A 20,672-nucleotide genomic window follows, 5' to 3' on the forward strand; every position below is an offset into this window, starting at 1 on the left:
CGCTCCAATGAGGCGTCCATGCTGACCGTTCGTGAAGCCCATGCGCGCGTGATCGCGGCCTTCTCTCCGCTGCCATCGGAAACCGTGTCCGTCGCCGAAGCGGCAGGGCGCGTGCTCGCGGTCTCGCCCAAGGCGCGGCTGGCGCAGCCACCGGCAGATCTTTCGGCGATGGACGGCTACGCCGTGCGCGCGGCCGACGTGCCGGCCGCGCCGGCAACGCTCACGCTGGTGGGCCAGGCGCCGGCCGGCGGCTCCTACGACCAGGCCCTGAAGCCCGGCGAAGCCGTGCGCATCTTCACCGGCGGCCCTCTGCCGATGGGCGCCGATTCGATCGTGATCCAGGAAGACACCAAAGCCGACGGGACGACCATCTCCATCCTCGAGGCGCCGCGCCTGGGCCGCCACGTGCGCAAGGCCGGACTGGATTTCTCGGTGGGCGATACGCCGCTCGCGGTGGGCCGTACGCTGACGACGCGCGACCTCGCTTTGGCTGCAGCCATGAACCATCCGTGGCTCTCGGTCCGTCGCAAGCCCCGGGTCGCCATCCTCTCGACCGGAGACGAGCTCGTGATGCCGGGCGAGCCGGTCGGCCGCAACCAGATCCTCTCCTCGTCCGGCATTGCGGTCGCGGCACTGGTGCGCGGCTGGGGCGGCGAGCCCACGCTGTTCGACATTGCGCGCGACGATGCGAAGCTGATCGAGAGCTGTATCGAGGCCGGCGCGCAGCACGACCTGCTCATTACGCTCGGCGGCGCCTCGGTCGGCGACCACGATCTGGTGCAGGGCGCGCTGAAGGCGCAGGGCTTCGACATGGGTTTCTGGAAGATCGCCATGCGCCCCGGCAAGCCGCTGATGTTCGCCGCCCGCGACCGTGCCCGCGTGCTCGGCCTGCCGGGCAATCCCGTCTCGACCATGGTCTGCGCGCTGTTGTTCCTCAAGCCCGCCCTGGAACGGATGCTCGGCCAGCCAGGCGACCTGGTGCAGACACAGCCCGCCCGGCTTGCCGTCGATGTGAAGCAGAACGACCAGCGCGAGGACTATGTCCGCTCCCGGCTCGCGAGGGGCGCCGACGGAAGCCTGACCGTCGACCCGCACCCGGTGCAGGACAGTTCGATGCTTTCGGTGCTGGCGGCGTGCGACGCCTTCCTAGTGCGGCCCGCCCACGATCCGGCCCGCAAGGCAGGTGACGCCGTGCGCGTGGTCGACCTGCGGCCCCTCCACCCCTTCTAGTGGCGCCGTCGTTCATCCCGACGTCGGGGTGGGGCCAGCGCCTCACCTACGAGCTGATCTATCTGTCGTTCGGCTTCGGCCGCTCAGGCATGTTCAACGTCGGCTTTGCCCCGGCCCGGCAAGGAATTCTCGCAGACCGGGCGTTCGCCGTTCGCCCACACCAGATCGAACTCTACGCCCAGATGTTCGATCAGGTCCCGTGGGACGCCGAGGACTGGCGCCGCAGCGATTGCCTCGAGCTGGGGGCGGGTTGTGGCGGCGGTCTGCTGCACCTGCAAACGAACCATGCGCCGCGGTCTGCGATGGGGGTGGAACGGTCCTATGTCGCGGCGCGGCGTGCGAGGCGGCTCGGGATCGACGTCCGGCAAGGCGACGCCGCGCGGCTTGCGATGGAGAGCGCCCGCTTCGACGTCGTCTTCTGCCTCGACGCGCTGGGCTACCTCCCCGCAGCGGCGCTCACGGAGACATTCCGCGTCCTGAAGCCCGGAGGCATCCTGCTGTGCGGCGAATCGTTTCGCGGAACGCCAGAAGCGGCACGCGAGCACTATCGTCGCCGAGCCGGTGCCGCCGGATTTGAATTCACTGGTTGTCGTGACGTTTCGGCCGGGGTCCTGCGGTCGCTTCTGGAAAGAAGCAGCTCCGCGTCCTTCGCCCACGGACTCCCTGCCTTTTTCCGGGACCGGCTGAAGGAGACGCTCTTCCTCGACGGCAGCGATAGGCTGCGTCTTTGGCAATGCGGTGCCATGTGCTTCGTAATCACTAACTTCCGGCGCCCAGACTGAGGACGTGGGGCGTCCCCTGATCCCCCGTCTTCCTCTGGATAAGTTGACCCGGAGGCGGAACTAAACTAGAACATGTGCCGGGTTTCAGGATTTGTTCCTAAATCCGGTAGGCGTTCTGGGGAGAAGACGGTGCTAACCCGCAAGCAAAACGAACTGCTCCTGTTCATCAACAAGCGGCTCAACGACGATGGCGTGTCGCCCTCCTTCGACGAAATGAAGGAAGCACTGCGGCTGAAGTCGAAGTCGGGCATCCATCGCCTGATCACCGGCCTCGAGGAGCGCGGCTTCCTGCGCCGCCTGCCGCATCGCGCGCGCGCCCTGCAGGTCGTGAAGCTGCCCGAGAGCGCCGCCCTGCCCGCGCCCAACGTCACGCCGCTGCTCGCCGATTCGCGCCGGGCCGGCTTCTCCGAGGGCCGCGAAGGCTTCGTGCCGCAGATCGTGCGCGCCGACCGTGTGCCGCTGGCCGGCGCCATCATGGCCGCCAACGAGGCGCAGGCGCTCAGCCTTCCCCTCTATGGGCGGATCGCCGCCGGTACGCCGATCGAGGCCCTGCGAGACAATTCGACGACCGTGGACGTGCCCGTCTCGCTGCTTGGCTCGGGCGCGCACTACTGCCTGGAGGTCCAGGGCGATTCGATGGTCGAGGCCGGCATCCAGAACGGCGACATCGTCATCATCAAGAGCTCCGACACGGCCGAATCCGGTGAGATCGTGGTTGCGCTGATCGACGACACCGAAGCGACCCTGAAGCGGCTGCGCAAGAAGGGCGCGTCGGTTGCGCTGGAGCCCGCCAACGCCGCCTACGAGACACGCATTTTCGGACCCGACCGGGTCAAGATCCAGGGCCGCCTCGCCGGCCTTTACCGCCGCTATCACTGAGCTCACGCGCCGGGCGCCTTGACCGGCGCGGTCTGGCGCATCGAGCTGTTGGGGACCCAGGGCCTGTCGCCGCGGCGCGCGTTGGCGGTTTCACGCCGGACGTTGAGATCGTCCAGCCACAGCGCATGGGCGCCGTCCTTCCAGGCATCGCGACGATCGATCACCAACCGCGGACCGCGACAGCGCGTTTGCGCATCGACGGTCGACAGAACGATGTCGGCCGAACCGCAGGCTTCGGCCAGGCGTTTCTCGTCGCTCACCAGCGCAATGCGCCACGGACCCTTGCGCCACCGGCAGAGCCCCGTGCTGCAGCCGAGGCCGGCCGCCTGCTCGTCGGCGCTGACCGTCCAGCGCCTTGCCCCCTCCTGTCCCTGTCGGCGTGCCCAGGCATCCGTCACGTAGCGATCCATGCGCGCCGAGGCGACATGGACCACGCCGCGTTCGTCGCGCAGGCCGAGCACGCGACCGTCCTCGCTCATCAGCAGGTCGGGCGCCGGCGGCGGACCCAGCATCAGGCCGATGGCCGCCACCGGCAGACCGGCATAGCGCCAGCGCCGCCGCCACAGGCACAGCCATAGGCCACCCAAGGTCACCAGCCATAGGCTGGTCCCCGGCAGCGATGGCACCAGCATCGCGGCATCGGGCCACGCTGCGACGCGAAAGGCGATGGCATTCAGGCCGTCGACGCCCCAACCCATCGGCACCAGTGCCACGGCCTCGAGCCCGAACGGCATCAGGAGCATGGCGAGCAGCCCCCAGGGCATGATCCAGAAGCCCGTGAGCGGCACGCCCAGCAGGTTGGCAACGACGCCGAGCAGCGACAGGCGGTTGAAGTGGTAGGCGGCGAAGGCGCCGGTGGCGATCGAAGCGATCAGGGTCGTGAGCAGGCTGGCGCCCAGCGCCGCGCCGAGCCGCCACAGCCAGCGGTGGCGCGAAATCTCGGCCCGCTCGTGCAGCCGGCGGCGCCAGGGCGCGGCCGATTCCCAGCCGGCGATCAGCGCCACGACGGCGGCGAACGACATCTGGAAGGAGGCGCCGGTCAGCGACTCCGGTGCAACGACGAGCACGATCACGGCCGACCAGGCGACGAGACGCAGCGACAGCGCGGTGCGATCGAGCAGGATGGCGAGCAGCGCGAAGGCCGCCATGGCACAGGCGCGTTGCGCGGGCACGGGGGCGCCGGCGAGCGCCGTGTAGAAGAGCGCGGCCAGGAGTGCGAGCACGGCCGCCACCTTCTTGGCGTCGACCCTCAGCGCCAGTGGCGGCACGAGCGCGATGCCATAGCGCACGAGACCCATCACGAGGCCGACCGCGAAGACGATATGCAGCCCGGATATCGACAGAATGTGCGCCAGGCCGGAGTCGCGCATGGCCTGCGCCACGTCCTTGTCGACGGCGGTCTGCTCGCCGACCAGCAGCGAGGCGACCACCCCGCCCGCTGGACCCGGCAACACATGCAGGATGCGGGCGGCCAGGTCGGCGCGCAGCGCGTCGATCCTGCGGACGAATCCGTCGGGCCGGCCGCGTTCGATCACGGTCGCGGGTGCCAGGGCGTAGCCGACCGCGCCGAGTTGCTGATACCAGGCGACCCTCTGGAAATCGAAGGCGCCGGGGGTGGCGGGCCCGGCCGGCGGCGACAGGTTCGCGAGCACGAGCAGGCGGTCCCCGATCGCCAGGGGCGGCGCGCCGCGGTTGAGGGTCACGCGAACCTTCGCCGGCATCATCTCGGGCGGCGGCACGCCATTGCCTTTGAGCCGGACGGCTTCGAGCACGACCCGCACACCCTCGGGCAGGCGCTGGATGTCGGCGACCCGCCCCTCGACGTTGAGGCTGAACAGCGGCCGGCTGAGCGTCGGCGCGGCGAGGCTCGCGGTACGCCAGGCGACGAGGCCTAGGCCTGTCGAGGCGGCGACGGCAGCGATCGCCAGGGCGCGGGCGAAGCTGCCGGACGGAGCGAAGACGGCAACGATCAGGGAGCCCGTGGCCAGCGCCGGTCCCAGCCACAAGGCCGGCTCGGTGGGCAGCTCGTAGTAGATCGCAATGCCCAGCCCCAGCGCCACCGGGAGCCACAGCATCCATCGGCCGCGCTCGGCGTCCAGCTGTTCGAGGATCCAGGCGCGCAGGTTTGACACTAACCGGACGCTCCCCTACCTACGGCGCGCTTTTCCGCCCAAATTGCGGCAAAACCCGCGCTTACCGAGCATGATCCCAGGCCGATGACTGTCGTTACCCGCTTCGCCCCCTCGCCCACCGGCTACCTGCATATCGGCGGCGCCCGCACGGCCCTGTTCAACTGGTTGTTCGCCAAACATCACGGCGGCAAGTACCTGCTGCGCATCGAGGACACCGACCGCGCGCGCTCGACGGAGCCGGCGATCGCCGCGATCCTAGACGGTCTGTCGTGGCTCGGCCTGCCCTGGGACGGCGAGGTCACCTATCAGTTCTCCCGCGCTGCCCGCCATGCCGAGGTCGCGCACGAGATGCTGGCGAAGGGCCATGCCTATCACTGCTATGCCTCGCCGCAGGAACTCGACGAGATGCGCGCGGCGCAGAAGGCCGCCGGCAAGCCGATGCGCTACGATGGCCGCTGGCGCGACCGCGACCCCAAGGAGGCGCCCGCCGATGTGAAGCCGGTCGTGCGCCTCAAGGCGCCGCAGTCCGGACAGACGGTCATCAAGGACGCGGTCCAGGGCGAGGTCACGGTCGAGAACGCCCAGCTCGACGACATGATCCTGCTGCGCGCCGACGGAACGCCGACCTACATGCTGGCCGTTGTCGTCGACGATCACGACATGGGCGTGACCCACGTGATCCGCGGCGACGACCATCTTAACAACGCTTTTCGCCAGCTCCAGATCATCCGCGCGATGGGCTGGGCGGAGCCGGTCTATGCCCATATCCCGCTGATCCACGGGCCCGACGGCGCCAAGCTCAGCAAGCGTCACGGAGCGCTCGGCGTCGATGCCTATCGCGACATGGGCTTCCTGCCGGCGGCGCTGCGCAACTACCTGCTGCGGCTGGGCTGGGGCCATGGCGACGACGAGATCATCTCGACGGCGCAGGCGATCGAATGGTTCGACCTCGCCGGCGTCGGCCGCTCGGCCTCGCGCTTCGACATGGCCAAGCTCACCAACCTCAACGCGCACTATCTGCGCGAGACGCCGGATGCCGAGCTGTTGCCACTCGTGCTGCCGCGCATAGAGGAGAAGCTCGGCACCGTAGATGCCGCTGGCCGCGAACGCATCGTACGCGGCCTCTCCGGCGTGAAGCAGCGCGCGCGCACCCTGATCGAACTCGCGGACAGCCTTGCCTTCTACGCCCGCGCTGGTGCGCCGCCGATCGCCGACGACAAGGCCCGCGCGCTGCTGACACCCGACGCCCGCGCCGTGATGGCGAAGCTCGCGCCGGCGCTGGAGCCGCAGGCGAGCGACTGGAGTGAAAAGGCGCTCGAAGAAGCCGTGCGCGAGTTCGCCGAGGCGAACGGACTGAAGCTCGGCCAGGTCGCTCAGCCACTCCGCGTCGCGCTGACCGGCTCGACCGCCTCGCCCGGTATCTTCGAAGTGCTGGCCGTGCTGGGGCCCGCCGAGAGCAAGGTTCGTTTGCTGGCGGTCGCCGCTTGAACGGGAGACAGGTAATGGATGACAGGAAGCCGATGCCGGAGGCCGCAGCGAACGAAGAGGCGCGGGATTTCATTCGCGACCTGGTTCAGTCGGATCTCGCCAGCGGAAAAGTGCAAAGCATCGTTACTCGCTTTCCGCCGGAGCCGAACGGCTACCTGCATCTCGGCCACGCAAAGTCGATCTGCCTGAATTTCGGAGTGGCGACCGAATATGGCGGCCGCTGCCACCTTCGCTTCGACGACACCAATCCCGTGAAGGAGGAGCAGGAATATATCGACGCCATCAAGCGGGACGTACATTGGCTCGGCTTCGACTGGGGCGAGCATCTGCACCATGCGTCGGACTATTTCCAGACGTTGTACGGCTGGGCCGAGCACCTCATTCGCGCCGGCCTAGCCTATGTCGACGACACGCCGCCCGACGAGATGCGGGCAATGCGTGGCACGCTGACCGAACCGGGCCGCGCCTCGCCAGATCGCGACCGCTCGGTGGAAACGAATCTCGGCTTGTTTCGCGACATGCGCGCCGGCAAGTTTCCCAACGGCGCCTGTGTGCTGCGCGCAAAGATCGACCTTGCGTCCGGCAACATGAACCTGCGCGACCCCGTCCTGTATCGCATCCTGCACGCGGCTCACCCGCGCACCGGCACTGAGTGGTGCATCTACCCGACCTATGATTTCGCACATGGCCAGTCCGACGCCCTGGAACATGTCACGCACTCGCTTTGCACCCTGGAGTTCTCGGATCATCGTCCCCTCTACGACTGGTTCCTCGACCACTTGCCGGTGCCGGCGCGGCCGCGCCAGACCGAATTCGCCCGCCTCAATATCGGCTACACCGTCCTTTCCAAGCGCCACCTGACGGATCTGGTGCGGCGCGGCATCGTGAACGGCTGGGACGATCCGCGCATGCCGACGCTGGCAGGCCTGCGCCGTCGCGGCGTGCCGCCGGAGGCGATCCGAGACTTCGTTCGGCGCATCGGCATGTCCAAGGCCAACAGCGTCGTCGATCTCGCCATGTTCGATCACGCGATCCGCGACCGGCTCAATCAGGTGGCGCATCGGCGCATGGCGGTCCTGCGGCCGCTCAAGCTCGTGATCGAGAACTTTCCCGAAGACCACGTCGAAGAGCTGGAGGCCGTCAACCACCCGGGGGATCCGGCCGCCGGCACGCGTACCCTTCGCTTCGGCCGGGAGATCTTCGTCGAGCGCGACGACTTCATGGAGAACCCGTCGAACAAATTCTTCCGGCTGGCAGTGGGGCGAGAAGTCAGGCTGCGCTACGCCTATCTCGTCACCTGCCGCGAGGTGGTCAAGGATGCCGACGGCAACGTGGTCGAACTGCGCTGCACCTACGATCCAGCGAGCCGCGGCGGCAACGCGCCGGACGGTCGAAAGGTAAAGGCCACCCTGCACTGGGTGTCCGCCCGGGATGCACTTCCCGCCGAAGTCCGATTGTACAGCACGCTCTTCAACCGCCCTGACCCGGGCGCCGGTGGCGATCTCGACGCCGATCTGAATCCAGGCTCGCTCGAAGTCCTCTCGGGCGCGTTGCTGGAGCCCTCTTTGGCGGAGATACCCGAAGGGCAAGCCGTGCAGTTCGAGCGGCTGGGCTATTTCTGCCCGGACCTCGCGAGCCGGCCGAAGGCTCTGGTGTTCAACCGCACGATCGATCTGCGGGACACCTGGGCAAAGGTGCAGGTCCAGAGTTGAGAGTAGCGGTGCTCCGACACGAGGCGCGATTGCTGGCGGCTGCCGGATAGAATCAACGCCCGCGGGCGGCCAGTGTGCCGCCCATGAGCGCACGAGTCTGGATCTGGTTGCTGTCGCTGGCGGTCCTCTGGGGCGGTTCGTTCTTCTTTGCCAAGGTGGCTCTGGCCGAACTGGCGCCGCTCACGGTGGTGTTCTGCCGGGTGGCACTCGCTGCCCTCGCCCTCAACCTGGTGATGCTTTCGTCCGGCAGGCCCTTGTTCCGCACCGGGGCGCCCCTTCGCGCGTACGCCGCGATGGGGCTGCTCAACAACCTCATTCCGTTCGGCCTGATCTTCTGGGGGCAGACGCAGATCGCGTCCGGGCTCGCCTCGATCCTCAACGCCACGACGCCGCTCTTCACCCTGCTCGTTGCGCACTTCATCACTCACGACGAACGCATCGGCGGCCTCAAGCTCGGCGCGCTCGTGCTTGGAATCGGAGGCGTCGCGATATTGATGGGACCGGACCTGATCGGCAGCAGCCGGGGCACGGCAGGCCAGATCGCCTGTCTCGGAGGCGCCCTCTCCTACGCCTTCGCCGGTGTCTACGGACGGCGCTTTGCGAAGATGGGAGTGGCGCCGGTCGAAGCCGCCACCGGCCAAGTCACCCTCAGCGCCATGTTGATTCTGCCGATCATGCTGATTGCCGACAGGCCCTGGCTGCTGCCCACCCCTCCCAGCCCCACCACATGGGCAGCGCTCGGTGGACTTGCACTGCTTTCGACCGCTCTCGCATACGTCCTGTATTTCCGCATTCTCGCGGCTGCCGGGGCGACGAACCTCTTGCTGGTTACCTTCCTGATACCGGTGACAGCGATCCTGCTCGGTGCCTTCGTCCTCGGGGAGCGGCTGGCGCCGCGGCACTTTGCGGGCATGACCCTGATCGGCCTCTCGTTGGCCGCGATGGACGGCCGGATCGTGCGTTTTCTACGCCCCGCGAAATAGTGGCCCGGCTGTTCAATTGCGCCTTCTTTAGGGGCTTGTTAGGGTGCCGCCGAACCGGCGAACGGCACCCAGCGGGTGCGCGCGCCTTGCTTGAATCGAGCCCTGGAAAAGAGTTCACCAATGGCCAAATCGACCGCGACGCTGACCGACAACGAAACCGGCAAAACCTACGAGATGCCGATCATCCACGGCACACTCGGACCGCGCCTGGTCGACATCCGCAAGTTCTACGGCGACTCCGGCATGTTCACCTACGATCCGGGTTTCACCTCGACCGGATCGTGCGGCTCGAAGATCACCTACATCGACGGTGACGAGGGCATCCTTCTCCATCGCGGCTACAACATCGCCGAACTCGCCGAGCAGAGCGACTTCATGGAAGTCGCCTATCTCCTGATGAAGGGCGATCTGCCGAACAAGGCGCAGAAGGACAAGTTCGTAAAGGACATCACGAACCACACGATGGTTCATGAGCAGCTGAGCCAGTTCTATCGCGGCTTCCGTCGCGACGCTCATCCGATGGCGATCTGCTGCGGTGTCGTCGGCGCCCTCTCCGCCTTCTACCACGACTCGCTCGACATCAACGATCCGCACCAGCGGATGGTCGCCTCCTATCGCCTGGTCGCCAAGATGCCGACCATCGCGGCGATGGCCTACAAGTATTCGGTGGGGCAGCCGTTCGTCTATCCGCGCAACGACCTGTCCTATGCCGCCAACTTCCTGCGCATGATGTTCTCGGTTCCGGCCGAGGAGTACGAGGTCAATCCGATCGTCGAGAAGGCGATGGACCGCATCCTGATGCTCCATGCCGACCATGAGCAGAACGCCTCGACCTCGACGGTCCGCCTCGCCGGCTCCTCGGGCGCCAACCCGTTTGCGTGCATCGCGGCGGGCATCGCCTCGCTGTGGGGCCCGAGCCATGGCGGCGCCAACGAAGCCGTCATCAACATGCTGAACGAGATCGGCGGCAAGCAGAACATCCCGGGCTTCCTGTCGCGCGTGAAGGACAAGGCGGACCACACCCGCCTGATGGGCTTCGGCCACCGCGTCTACAAGAACTACGACCCGCGCGCCAAGGTCATGCGCCAGACCTGCCACGAGGTCCTGACCTCGCTCGGCATCACCCACGACCCGCTGCTCGAGCTGGCCATGGAGATGGAGCAGATTGCCCTCAAGGACGACTACTTCGTCTCCAAGAAGCTCTATCCGAACGTCGACTTCTACTCGGGCATTATTTTCCGGGCGATCGGCATCCCGACCTCCATGTTCACCGTTCTCTTCGCGGTGGCCCGTACGGTCGGCTGGATTTCGCAGTGGAACGAGATGATCGAGGATCCGGACCAGAAGATCGGCCGTCCGCGCCAGCTCTACAACGGCCAGTCGGAGCGTCCGTACAAGCCGTTGCACATGCGGGGCTGAGCTCGCTGTCCGGGAGGGAAGCGAAAAGCATATGGCAAGATCATCATTCGGGCCGCGCCGGGGGGAAACATCCTGGGCGGCCACCCAGACACCGAAGGCCCAGCCGCGTATCGTGCGGGTGGGCCGTCCTGCCAACGACAATGTCCGTCCCCCGGGTGTGCGGGCATGGATGTTCTTCGCCGGGCTTGCCGGCGCAGCGTTGGCCTTGGTGGCCGCGAACTGGCGATTCTTCTAGCACCGACCTTTAAGAATTAAGGCCCGCAATGCGGGCCTTTTTCTTCAGTTTCGGGTGATCTTCTTTCTTCGAAGCTTCCGGACATTGCCATAGGCAATGTCCTGTCGCTCTTCGGGCTGAGCTTCGCTCAGCCCTTACGCTCGATCAGCTCGATCTTGTAGCCGTCAGGATCTTCCACGAAAGCGATGACGGTCGTCCCGAATTTCACGGGACCGGCCGGCCGCGTGACCTTGCCACCCGCCTTCGTGACGTCCTCGCACAGCTTGTAGACGTCTGGGACTCCGATCGCGAGATGGCCGAACCCGGTGCCCAGCTCGTAGGGCTTCGCCTGGTCCCAGTTGTGGGTCAGCTCGACGACGCAATGCTCGGGCTCGTCGCCGTAGCCGACGAAGGCCAGGCTGTACTTCCCATCGGGCACGTCGCGCTTGCGCAAGAGCTTCATGCCCAGCGCACCGGTGTAGAAGGCCAGCGACTTGTCGAGATCCATGACGCGGATCATCGTGTGCAGCATTCGGAAATTGGACTGGGTATCGGGCATTATCCCCTCCCTGCTCTTTCGCGGTTCAGCGGTCGCGGATCATGGCGGCGAACGTCGCTTCCGCCGCCACCTTACCATCGACGATCGCCTTGCCTGAAAACTTCCAGACATTGGCGCGGCTCTGCACCTTCGTTACGTGCAGCTCGAGACGGTCGCCCGGTACGACCGGGCGGCGGAACCTCACGCCGTCGATCGACATGAAATACACGAGCTTGCCTTCCGACGCGGCGCCGAATGTCGAGACGACGAGCACACACGCCGTCTGAGCCATCGCCTCGACGACGAGGACCCCCGGCATGACCGGCTCGGACGGAAAATGTCCCTGGAAGAACGGCTCGTTGATCGTGACGTTCTTGATGCCCACCGCGCTCTGGTCGAGCTGCATGTCGATCACGCGGTCGACCATCAGCATCGGGTAGCGGTGCGGAATCATCTCGAGGATCCGCTTGATGTCGACGGAGGTCGCTGCGGCGGGGCTGCTATTCTCAATCTGGACGTTCATGACCCTGGCCTCTCCGCTCAGAAGCGCGTGCCGAAGCTGAAACGCACGGCCTGCTGCTTGTCCCACGCCTCATATTGCAGGGGTATGGCATAGTCGATCCGGATGGGGCCGAACGGTGAAATCCACTGGACGCCGACACCGGTCGATGCGCGCATCAGCTGGCTGGTCAGCACGGACGCCAGACCGTAGGTTTGCGACTGAACGCCCCAGAGCGATCCGACGTCGACGAACGCCTTGCCCAGCAGTCCCACTTCCTTGGGAACCATTGGCAGGGGGTAGGATAGTTCGGTGGTGGCCGTGTAGTAGAACTGGCCTCCGAGGGCATCGGTCGTGTTCGCGTCGCGCGGGCCGATGCCGCCGACCGCGAAGCCGCGCAGCGAATCGCCGCCGATGAAGAACAGATTGTTCAGGCGGATGTAGGAATTGTTGATCGGCAAGACGAGGCCAACGGACCCGCCGACCGACAGCACGACATCCTCGAAGAGCGACTTGTAATAGACAGCGTCCGCGGTGGTGCGGAAATACTGCTCGGTGCCGATCAGGCCCGCGGCTGCGATCGAATTGCGGACCATCCAGCCCTTGGTGGCGTTCAGGCGCTGGTCCCGGGTATCCCAGATGAGTGTTTCCGACAGTTCGGACACCACCTGTGTGCCCTGGTTGTCCTGGATGACGTAGGACGCCCACGGCTGGACGTTGTAGATGTCGGTCTGCCGCAGCGTGTAGCGGACCAGCTGACGAATCTCTTCCGAGTAGGCCCAGCCGGCACGCAGGGCGAAGCCGACGCTGCGGTCGCTGTAGCTCGCGATGTTCTGGCGGTCGTTCGACGTCCTGAAGAGGTCGATACCGGCCGAAAGCTGCCGATCCATGAAGTATGGCTCGGTGAACCCCAGGTCGATCGAGGTGCTGAGGGTGCCGATCGACAGGCCGACGCGCGCTTCCTGGCCCTTGCCGAGCAGGTTGCGCTCCTTGACCGAGATGTCGCCGACGATGCCTGCCGTGGTCGAATAACCGGCGCCGAGAGAGATTTCTCCGGTGCTCTGCTCGACGACCTGAACCTCGAGGTTGGTCTTGTCCGGCGCCGACCCCGGTGCCGCGGCGATATCGACCTTCTCGAAGAAGCCGAGATTGCGCAGGCGCTGCTCGCTGCGGCGGACCTTGGCCGTGCTGAAGGCGTCGCCCTCGGCCAGACGGAACTCGCGGCGGATCACCTTGTCGAGGGTGCGCGTATTGCCCGAGATGTTGATGCGCTCGACGTAGACGCGGGGTCCTTCCTGGACATCGAAGGTCACGTCGACGGTATTGTTGTCCCGGTTGCGCCGGATGTTCGGCCGGACGTCCACGAAGGCGTAGCCCAGCGATCCGACCGCCTCGGAAATGTTCGAGACCGACTTTTCGACCGCGTTGGCGTCGTACCAGTCGCCCTCGGCGATGGTCAGAAACGTCTTCAGCACGTCGACGTTGAGGCCCTGGAACCGGCTCGTGACGTCGACCTTGCCGAACTTGTAGCGATCGCCCTCGTGGATCGTGAAGGTGATGAAGAACCCTTCACGATTGGGGGCGAGTTCTGCGACGGCCGAGACCACGCGGAAATCGGCATAGCCCTCGGAGAGGTAGAATTTGCGCAACAGCTCGCGATCGAGGTTGAGGCGGTCGGGATCGAAGCGGTCGTCGGAGCTCAGGAAGCGCCACCAGGCGCTCTCGGAGGTACGGATCTTGCCCCTCAGCGTGCCGTCGCCGAACGCCTCGTTGCCCACGAAGCTGATGCGCTTCACACCGGTGACATCGCCTTCGTTGATCTCGAACACGACATCGACGCGCCCCTGCTCGAGCCTGATGATCTTCGGCTCGACGGAGGCGTTGTAGCGGCCGCTGCGACGATAGATGGTCAGGATGCGATCGACGTCCGACTGCGCGCGCGCGCGCGTGAAGACCTGCCGCGGCTTGGACTGCACCTCGTCGCGCAGCTTGTCGTCGTCGATCTTCTTGTTCCCCTCGAAGGCGACGCGATTGATGATCGGGTTTTCCGTGACCTTCACGACGAGGGTCGTGCCCTGCATCTCGATCACGACGTCGGAGAACAACCCCGTCGCGAACAGCGCCTTGAGCGTGCGGTCGGCCGCGGCCGCGTCGAACGGCTCGCCGACCTTGAGCTGCAGGTACGACCGGATCGTCTCCGGCTCCGAGCGAACATTACCCTGGATCTGAATCCCGGAAATCGCGCCGCCTACGGCAGCGCCACGCTGCGCGTGTGCCGGGGCGGTGAAGGCCAGGATTGCAAAGACGGCCAGTGCGGCCCAACGAAAGATCAAACTCACCCCCGGCGCCAGTCAGACCTGCCGATGGTCAAAGACGTGAACGCAGCTTTCTAGACCGGCAAGGGGGCGTAAGCCACCCCTTTTGTCCCCCGTTCCGAAGTCACGCCAACGCATCAACTCAGCGCAGCAAAAGCCTGATGTCATTGAAAGTTGCGATCAGCGCCATGCCGATCACGAGTGCAAATCCGAGCTTGAGCCCGACCTCCTGGGCCCGCAGGCTGAGCGGCTTTCCGCGTACCGCCTCATAAGCATACATCGCCAGATGACCGCCATCGAGCATCGGGACGGGCAACAGGTTGAAGATGCCCAGCACGACGGACAAAGCGATGACGAGATTGAGGATTCCAGCCCAGCCCGCATAGGACGCCTCGCCCGCAGCCTTGGCGATCCGGATCGGCCCGCCCAGTTCATCCACAGGCCGGGTGGCGGTCAGGATCTGCCCCATCGAGGTGTAGAACATCGAGGTCATGCCCCAGACGGCACGCACCCCCGCTCCCATGGCGCCGATCACACCATGGTCACGGAGCTCGGTCACTGCCGCCGGACGGATGCGCAGGCGGCCGACGATCTGCTCCTTGCCGGCGCAATCGACGATCTTGTCGACGATCGGCACGACCGTGGTCTCGCCGAAGCCGCCGTCGCGCTCGTACCTGACGGTCACCGGCTCGCCGCCGCGGCTGCCGATCAATTCCGGGATTCGCGAGAAATAATCGACGGGCTTGCCGTCGATCGCCACCAGGAGATCGCCGACCTTGAGGCCGGCCGCCTCCGCCGGGCTGTTGGCCGTGAAGCCGCCGACGACCGGACGGATGTACTGGTCCATCCCGAGATCGCCGTAGCGCAGCATGTTGTTGTAACGATCCGTGCGCTCGCAATATTGCGGCTGGATCTCGCCGTGCAGGAGCTGGTTGCCGCGGCGATATTCGACCGGCATCGGCTTGGCCCAGTACAGGAACTGGGATTCCTGGATGTCCTCGTAGCGGTCGACCCGCTTGTCGGCGAGGCGGACGATCTCGTCGCCCGAACGCAGGCCGGCTTTGGCAGCCGGCCCGTCCACCTGAACAGCCACGGTTGCCGGCGTATAGGGTTCGCCGGCAAAGAAATAGACGCCGGTCAGCAGCACGAATGCGAACAGGAGATTGGCCATCGGCCCGCCGAGAACGACGGCGGCACGGGCGTAGAGCGGCTGGCTGAAGAAGGCCCGCCGGCGATCGGTTGGAGACAGGGGCTCGTCGGTCGGAGTCGCACTGGTCGCATCATTGTCGCCCAGGAACTTCACATACCCACCCAGCGGGATCGCCGAAACCTTCCAGCGGGTGCCGTTGCGGTCGGTCCAGCCGAAGATCTCGGGGCCGAAACCGATCGAGAAGACTTCCGCATGAATCCCGAAGCGCCGTCCGACCCAGTAATGACCGTATTCGTGAACGAAGACGAGCAGCGTCAATACGAGGACGAAGTACGGCAGATACGTCGTAAACAGGCTGACCATGCTCTGCATGCCCTACTCGACCTCAAATCTCACGACACTTCAACAACTCAGCAGTCTCGTCCGGCAGATCTCCTCCGCCAGCCTTCGCGCCTCGAGATCGGCCGCCTCGACCTGCTCCAGGCCACCGACCGCTTCCGACAGACCGTTCCATCCGGACATCACGTCCTCGACGATCCGTGCGATGTCGAGAAAGCGAACCCGCCGCGCGAGGAAAGCAGCCACCGCCGCTTCGTTCGCCGCATTGAGCACGATCGGGGCATAGCCGCCCGTCACCAGAGCTTCTCGTGCCAGCCTTAGAGCGGGAAAGCGGCCGGAATCGGGCCGCTCGAAGGTCAGCGCCGGAATCCCCATGAAATCGAGCTTCGCCGCCGGTCCATCGATCCGTGAGGGCCAGCCCAGCGCGTGGCTGATCGGGATGCGCATGTCGGCCGTCCCGAGTTGCGCAAGCACCGACCCGTCGCAATAGGCGACCATCGAGTGGATCACCGATTGCGGGTGCACGACGATGTCGACCTGCCGCTCCGGCAATCCGAACAGGAGCTGCGCCTCGATCAGCTCCAGTCCCTTGTTCATCATGGTGGCCGAATCGATCGAGATCTTGTCGCCCATGTCCCAGTTGGGATGGGCCAGCGCCTGTTCCGGAGTCACCTCGGCCATGTCGGCCAGCGACCAGTTGCGGAAGGGTCCGCCCGAGGCCGTCAGGATGAGCCGGTCGATCGCGCGATGCTGGTCGGGCTCGAACACCTGGAAGATCGCGTTGTGCTCGGAATCCACGGGCAGCAGCACGCCGCCGGAGTGGTCGATCGCGTCCATCAGCAGGCGTCCGGCACAGACCAGCGCTTCCTTGTTCGCGAGCGCCACCATGGCGCCGCGACGGGCGGCCACGAGCGTGGGCGCCAGCCCTGCGAATCCGACGACGGCGGCCATCACCCATTCGGCTGGGCGCGACGCGGCCTCCACGACCGCCTCGGGACCGGCCGCGACTTCGATCGAGGTGCCGGCCAGCGCCTCCTTGAGGGAACGGTACTGATCGGGATCGGCGACCACCGCGAACCGCGCCCGCAGCCGCCTCGCCTGCTCCGCCAGCAGTTCCACCGAACGGCGGGCGACGAGCGCTTCGACACGATAGCGCGTCGGATCGCGCCCGATGAGATCGACGGTGCTCTGTCCGACCGAGCCGGTCGAGCCCAGGATCGTCACATGGCGCGGGTTTTCAGGGGATGGCGCGACCCATTTCTTCATGTCCAGGGCCACGCGCCCCCGGCGACCAGGCGGGCGATCGCCACCGCGACGAGCACGGCCATCAGCCCGTCGATCCGGTCGAGCAGACCGCCGTGGCCCGGAATGAGGCGACCGCTGTCCTTGACGCCGGCCCGCCGCTTAGCGGCCGACTCGAGCAGGTCTCCTGCCTGTCCCACGATCGCGAGCGCCGCTCCGGCGATTGCCAGATGAACGGTCTCCCCCAGGCCGAATGCATAGCCCACCGCCGCACTCGCGACCGCCGCCCAGGCCATGCCGCCGATCAGGCCAGACCAGGTCTTGCCCGGGCTGATGCTCGGCGCGAGCTTTGCACCGCCGGCCGTGCGGCCCACGAAGTAGGCCCCGATGTCGGTGGCCCAGATGCAGGCGAGCACCCAGAGAATGGTCTCGCGTCCCGAAGCCGGCTGATGGCGCAGCCACAGCAGCGCGACCAGCGCCGCAAGCCCGTACAGGCAGGCAAGCACGCGCAGGACGGGCGCGCCGCGGGTCAGGCGCGACCATTCGAGAATCATCACGGGGGCCGCGATCGCCGCGACGAGGTCGATCCAGGGAAAGCCGAACCAGACCGCCGCGAGCAGCAACGGCCCGAGCACCACGGCCGAGAGCGCCCGCAGCAGCAGGCCGCCGAAGCGCCCGCCGCGCGCCGGGGCGCTATTTTCCGATGCCGCCATAACGCCGCTCACGCCTGCGGAACTCCACGATGGCGTGTTCCAGGTGATCCTTGCCGAAGTCCGGCCACAGCGTGTCGACGAAAACCAGCTCCGAATAGGCACACTGCCAAAGCAGGAAGTTGCTGATCCTCTGCTCGCCGCTGGTCCGGATCAGCAGGTCCGGATCCGGCAGGCCCGCGGTCAGGAGCTCGCTCTCGAAGCTCGCCTGGTCGATGCTGTCGGCCGTGATCTCTCCCGCCGCGACCCGTTGTGCGAGCCGCCGCGTCGCCCGCAGGATCTCGTCGCGCGCGCCGTAATTGATGCAGATGTTGACGTCGATCCGCGTGTTGCCGGCGGTCGTGCTCTCGGCGTCGGCGATGTCGCGCACGATGTCCGCCGCCAGCCCTTCCCGCTTGCCGATGACCCGGAGCCTGGCGCCGTTCTTGCGCAGTTCATCGAGTTCGCTGCGCAGATAGTGGCGCAGCAGACCCATGAGATCGGCCACCTCGTCCGCCGGCCGCGTCCAGTTCTCGGTCGAGAAGGCGAACAGCGTCAGGACGGGTATTCCCAGCTCGCCGGCGCCGCGCACGACCCGGCGCACCGCGTCGGCTCCCCGGCGATGCCCCGCGACACGGGGCAGACCACGCGCCTTCGCCCATCGCCCGTTGCCATCCATGATGATGGCGACGTGCTGGGGTCCCGCCCCAGCGTCGGGATTGGCGGGCAACGGCGCCGTGGGCATCAGACCGTCTTGATCTCTTTTTCCTTTTGGACCAGTGCGTCGTCGACCAGCTTGACGTAGCGGTCGGTCAGTTTCTGGACCTCGTCGGCCTTCTGGCGGTGCTCGTCTTCCGAGATCTTGTGATCCTTCTCGGCCTTCTTCAGCGCATCCATGCCGTCGCGTCGAATGTTGCGGACGGCGACCTTGCCCTGCTCGGCATATTTGTGCGCAAGCTTGGCCAGTTCGTTGCGTCGCTCCGTGGTCAGCTCGGGGATCGGAATGCGGATCATCTGACCGTCCGGTGACGGGTTGAGGCCGAGGCCGGCCTCGCGGATCGCCTTGGCGGTGGGCGTCACGAGGCCCTTGTCCCAGACGCTGACGGTGAGCAGGCGCGGCTCGGGCGCGCTGACCGTGCCGACCTGGTTCAGCGGCATGCGCTGGCCGTAGGCTTCGACCATCACCGGATCGAGCAGGTTCACCGAGGCGCGGCCCGTACGCAGGCCGCCAAATTCCTTCTTCAGCGCATCCATCGCGCCATGCATGCGCTTCTCGAGCTCGTTGAGGTCGGCAGACATGTTCAGGCCTCGTTCTTGATGATCGTAAAGGTTCCCTCGCCGCGCATCGTCGAAGCGAACGCGCCGGGCTTGTGGATGTCGAAGACGATGATGGGAATGCGGTTCTCGCGGGCCAGCGAGATGGCCGATGCATCCATGACCTGCAGGTCGCGGGCCAGCACTTCCAGGTAGGTGAGCGTGTCGTAGCGCTTTGCGTTCTTGTCCTTGAGGGGATCGGCGGAATAGACCCCGTCCACCTGCGTGCCCTTCAGCAGCGCATTGACGCCCATTTCGGCCGCGCGCAGGGCCGCCGCCGTATCCGTCGTGAAAAAGGGATTGCCGGTGCCGGCCGCGAAGATCACGACGCGGCCCTTCTCCATATGGCGCACGGCGCGGCGCCGGATATAGGGCTCGCACACCGTCGTCATCGGGATCGCCGACTGGACGCGCGTCTGCAGGCCCTGCCGCTCGAGGGCGCTCTGCATGGCCAGCGAATTGATGACGGTCGCCAGCATGCCCATGTAATCGCCGCTGGCCCGGTCCATGCCCGACGCTGCGCCCGACACACCGCGGAAGATGTTGCCGCCGCCGATCACCAGACAGACCTGAACGCCCATCTCGTGAACGGTCTTCACTTCCTGTGCGACCATTCCGACCATGTCGGGATCGAGACCGTATTCTCGATTCCCCATGAGCCCCTCGCCAGAGAGCTTGAGAAGGACGCGGCGATATTGGGGGCCCGACGGCATCAGATGCCTCTGATTACGTTTGTCTTGGGCGCGCGGACCTAGTCCGCGCGCCGGTGGAATTCAATACTACTTCTTGAGCTGGGCAGCCACCTCGGCTGCGAAATCCTCGTTCTTCTTCTCGATGCCCTCACCCAGGGCAAAGCGCAGGAAGCCCGTCAGCTGGACGGGAGCGCCGACCAGCTTGGCGGCTTCCTCGACGACCTTCGAGACCTTGGTCTTGCCGTCGATGACGAAAGCCTGCTCGAGCAACACCACCTCCTGGTGGAACTTGCGCAGGCCGCCCTCGACCATCTTGGTGACGATCTCGGCGGTCTTGCCCTGCTGGCCGGCCTTCTCGGCGAGGACCGCGCGCTCGCGCTCGATCGCCGCCTGGTCGAGGTCGGCGACGGTGAGCGACTGCGGGTTGGTCGCCGCCACGTGCATGGCGAGCTGCTTGGCGAGCGCCCCGAGCTTGGCCTTGTCGCCGGTCGACTCGAGGGCGATCAGCACGCCGATCTTGCCGAGGTCCGGCGCGACGGCGTTGTGGGTATAGGCCACGACCACGCCGTCGGACACAGACAGCGAGGCGGCGCGGCGCAGGCTCATGTTCTCGCCGATGGTGGCGATCAGGTTCGTGAGCTCGCCCTGGACGTCCCGGTCAGAGCCGGGGAACGGCGACGCCGCGACCTTGGCGAGATCGCCGCCGGTCTCGAGCGCGAGCCTGGTCGCCGCGGCCACGAACTTCTGGAACTGGTCGTTGCGGCCGACGAAGTCGGTCTCGGCATTGACCTCGACGACAGCGCCGCGCGTGCCGTCGGCGGCCACGCCGACGAGGCCCTCGGCGGCGACGCGGCCGGCCTTCTTGGAGGCCGCCGACAGGCCCTTGGTGCGCAGCCAGTCGACCGCCTTCTCGACGTCGCCCGCCGTCTCGCCCAGCGCCTTCTTGCAATCCATCATGCCCGCGCCGGTCTTCTCGCGCAGTTCCTTGACGAGCGATGCAGTGATCTCAGCCATGTCTTGCTCCGTTTGGTACAACAAGGGCCGGTCTTCCGACC

At 66.3% G+C, this 20,672-nt stretch carries 18 protein-coding genes; 7 read left to right on the top strand and 11 right to left on the bottom strand.

All coding sequences use genetic code 11. The annotated features are described in order from the left end of the window. The first annotated feature begins 18 nt into the window (after nucleotides 1-18). The 3 genes from glp to lexA all read left to right on the top strand — a co-directional run bounded on the left by glp (nucleotide 19) and on the right by lexA (nucleotide 2,891). A complete protein-coding gene (glp, locus tag ACO07K_RS11315) occupies nucleotides 19-1,230 on the top strand; it encodes a gephyrin-like molybdotransferase Glp (RefSeq protein ID WP_422036033.1) in 1,212 nt (403 codons plus the stop codon). Continuing rightward, nucleotides 1,230-2,012: a class I SAM-dependent methyltransferase gene (locus tag ACO07K_RS11320; RefSeq protein ID WP_422036035.1), complete on the top strand. Its 783-nt coding sequence runs from the start codon at nucleotides 1,230-1,232 to the stop codon at nucleotides 2,010-2,012. The genes glp and ACO07K_RS11320 overlap by 1 nt, the downstream gene beginning before the upstream one ends. 129 nt (nucleotides 2,013-2,141) lie before the next feature. Continuing rightward, complete coding sequence (lexA, locus tag ACO07K_RS11325) at nucleotides 2,142-2,891, top strand: transcriptional repressor LexA (RefSeq protein WP_298308851.1); 750 nt, start codon at nucleotides 2,142-2,144, stop codon at nucleotides 2,889-2,891. Nucleotides 2,892-2,893: 2 nt separating this feature from the next. On the opposite strand, the gene ACO07K_RS11330 is transcribed toward lexA, so the two are convergent. Continuing rightward, the gene (locus ACO07K_RS11330) at nucleotides 2,894-5,023 is read right to left on the bottom strand and encodes a ComEC/Rec2 family competence protein (protein ID WP_422036036.1); all 2,130 of its coding nucleotides are present in this window, start codon (nucleotides 5,021-5,023) and stop codon (nucleotides 2,894-2,896) included. 84 nt (nucleotides 5,024-5,107) lie between these two features. Between ACO07K_RS11330 and gltX the strand changes: the two genes are divergently transcribed. From gltX to gltA, 4 genes are all read left to right on the top strand, one after another. After that, on the top strand, nucleotides 5,108-6,511 hold the full coding sequence (gltX, locus tag ACO07K_RS11335; RefSeq protein WP_422036037.1) for a glutamate--tRNA ligase: 1,404 nt from the start codon (nucleotides 5,108-5,110) through the stop codon (nucleotides 6,509-6,511). Between the two features lie 14 nt (nucleotides 6,512-6,525). Then, nucleotides 6,526-8,223: a glutamine--tRNA ligase/YqeY domain fusion protein gene (locus ACO07K_RS11340; protein WP_422036038.1), complete on the top strand. Its 1,698-nt coding sequence runs from the start codon at nucleotides 6,526-6,528 to the stop codon at nucleotides 8,221-8,223. 83 nt (nucleotides 8,224-8,306) lie between these two features. After that, nucleotides 8,307-9,206: a DMT family transporter gene (locus tag ACO07K_RS11345; protein WP_422036040.1), complete on the top strand. Its 900-nt coding sequence runs from the start codon at nucleotides 8,307-8,309 to the stop codon at nucleotides 9,204-9,206. 120 nt (nucleotides 9,207-9,326) lie between these two features. Continuing rightward, on the top strand, nucleotides 9,327-10,625 hold the full coding sequence (gene gltA / locus ACO07K_RS11350; protein WP_422036041.1) for a citrate synthase: 1,299 nt from the start codon (nucleotides 9,327-9,329) through the stop codon (nucleotides 10,623-10,625). Nucleotides 10,626-10,987: 362 nt separating this feature from the next. Here gltA and gloA read toward each other — a convergent pair whose 3' ends face one another. The 10 genes from gloA to tsf form a co-directional block, all read right to left on the bottom strand. Then, nucleotides 10,988-11,398 (bottom strand): lactoylglutathione lyase, encoded by a 411-nt coding sequence (gene gloA / locus ACO07K_RS11355; RefSeq protein WP_422013801.1) that lies wholly within the window; start codon nucleotides 11,396-11,398, stop codon nucleotides 10,988-10,990. 25 nt (nucleotides 11,399-11,423) lie between these two features. Then, nucleotides 11,424-11,900, bottom strand: a complete 477-nt coding sequence (gene fabZ, locus ACO07K_RS11360; protein ID WP_422036042.1) for a 3-hydroxyacyl-ACP dehydratase FabZ — start codon at nucleotides 11,898-11,900, stop codon at nucleotides 11,424-11,426. A gap of 17 nt (nucleotides 11,901-11,917) precedes the next feature. Further along, a complete protein-coding gene (gene bamA / locus ACO07K_RS11365; RefSeq protein WP_422036043.1) occupies nucleotides 11,918-14,215 on the bottom strand; it encodes an outer membrane protein assembly factor BamA in 2,298 nt (765 codons plus the stop codon). A 118-nt stretch (nucleotides 14,216-14,333) separates the two neighbouring features. Then, the gene (rseP, locus tag ACO07K_RS11370) at nucleotides 14,334-15,713 is read right to left on the bottom strand and encodes an RIP metalloprotease RseP (RefSeq protein ID WP_422036044.1); all 1,380 of its coding nucleotides are present in this window, start codon (nucleotides 15,711-15,713) and stop codon (nucleotides 14,334-14,336) included. 30 nt (nucleotides 15,714-15,743) lie between these two features. Then, nucleotides 15,744-16,946: a 1-deoxy-D-xylulose-5-phosphate reductoisomerase gene (gene dxr, locus ACO07K_RS11375; protein ID WP_422036045.1), complete on the bottom strand. Its 1,203-nt coding sequence runs from the start codon at nucleotides 16,944-16,946 to the stop codon at nucleotides 15,744-15,746. Beyond that, entirely contained in the window at nucleotides 16,943-17,647 is a 705-nt protein-coding gene (locus ACO07K_RS11380) for a phosphatidate cytidylyltransferase (protein WP_422036046.1), read from the bottom strand. Before ACO07K_RS11380 ends, dxr begins: the two co-directional genes overlap by 4 nt. Further along, nucleotides 17,616-18,356: an isoprenyl transferase gene (locus ACO07K_RS11385; protein WP_422036047.1), complete on the bottom strand. Its 741-nt coding sequence runs from the start codon at nucleotides 18,354-18,356 to the stop codon at nucleotides 17,616-17,618. The genes ACO07K_RS11380 and ACO07K_RS11385 overlap by 32 nt, the downstream gene beginning before the upstream one ends. Further along, entirely contained in the window at nucleotides 18,356-18,910 is a 555-nt protein-coding gene (frr, locus tag ACO07K_RS11390; RefSeq protein WP_298308887.1) for a ribosome recycling factor, read from the bottom strand. Before frr ends, ACO07K_RS11385 begins: the two co-directional genes overlap by 1 nt. A gap of 2 nt (nucleotides 18,911-18,912) precedes the next feature. After that, nucleotides 18,913-19,638 carry a UMP kinase gene (gene pyrH / locus ACO07K_RS11395; protein WP_298308890.1) on the bottom strand — a complete coding sequence of 242 codons (726 nt, stop codon included), beginning with the start codon at nucleotides 19,636-19,638 and terminating at the stop codon, nucleotides 18,913-18,915. Nucleotides 19,639-19,704: 66 nt separating this feature from the next. Then, the gene (tsf, locus tag ACO07K_RS11400) at nucleotides 19,705-20,631 is read right to left on the bottom strand and encodes a translation elongation factor Ts (RefSeq protein ID WP_422036048.1); all 927 of its coding nucleotides are present in this window, start codon (nucleotides 20,629-20,631) and stop codon (nucleotides 19,705-19,707) included. Between the last annotated feature and the right edge of the window lie 41 nt (nucleotides 20,632-20,672).

The sequence above is a fragment of the Reyranella sp. genome (assembly GCF_965228225.1).
Lineage (GTDB): Bacteria > Pseudomonadota > Alphaproteobacteria > Reyranellales > Reyranellaceae > Reyranella.

Coding starts and splice junctions, on each gene's coding strand:
- glp (WP_422036033.1), top strand. CDS start 19: ATGCTGACCGTTCGTGAAGCCCATGCGCGCGTGATCGCGGCCTTCTCT.
- gltX (WP_422036037.1), top strand. CDS start 5,108: ATGACTGTCGTTACCCGCTTCGCCCCCTCGCCCACCGGCTACCTGCAT.
- ACO07K_RS11340 (WP_422036038.1), top strand. CDS start 6,526: ATGGATGACAGGAAGCCGATGCCGGAGGCCGCAGCGAACGAAGAGGCG.
- ACO07K_RS11345 (WP_422036040.1), top strand. CDS start 8,307: ATGAGCGCACGAGTCTGGATCTGGTTGCTGTCGCTGGCGGTCCTCTGG.
- gltA (WP_422036041.1), top strand. CDS start 9,327: ATGGCCAAATCGACCGCGACGCTGACCGACAACGAAACCGGCAAAACC.
- gloA (WP_422013801.1), bottom strand. CDS start 11,398: ATGCCCGATACCCAGTCCAATTTCCGAATGCTGCACACGATGATCCGC.
- fabZ (WP_422036042.1), bottom strand. CDS start 11,900: ATGAACGTCCAGATTGAGAATAGCAGCCCCGCCGCAGCGACCTCCGTC.
- rseP (WP_422036044.1), bottom strand. CDS start 15,713: ATGCAGAGCATGGTCAGCCTGTTTACGACGTATCTGCCGTACTTCGTC.
- dxr (WP_422036045.1), bottom strand. CDS start 16,946: ATGAAGAAATGGGTCGCGCCATCCCCTGAAAACCCGCGCCATGTGACG.
- ACO07K_RS11385 (WP_422036047.1), bottom strand. CDS start 18,356: ATGCCCACGGCGCCGTTGCCCGCCAATCCCGACGCTGGGGCGGGACCC.
- frr (WP_298308887.1), bottom strand. CDS start 18,910: ATGTCTGCCGACCTCAACGAGCTCGAGAAGCGCATGCATGGCGCGATG.
- pyrH (WP_298308890.1), bottom strand. CDS start 19,638: ATGCCGTCGGGCCCCCAATATCGCCGCGTCCTTCTCAAGCTCTCTGGC.
- tsf (WP_422036048.1), bottom strand. CDS start 20,631: ATGGCTGAGATCACTGCATCGCTCGTCAAGGAACTGCGCGAGAAGACC.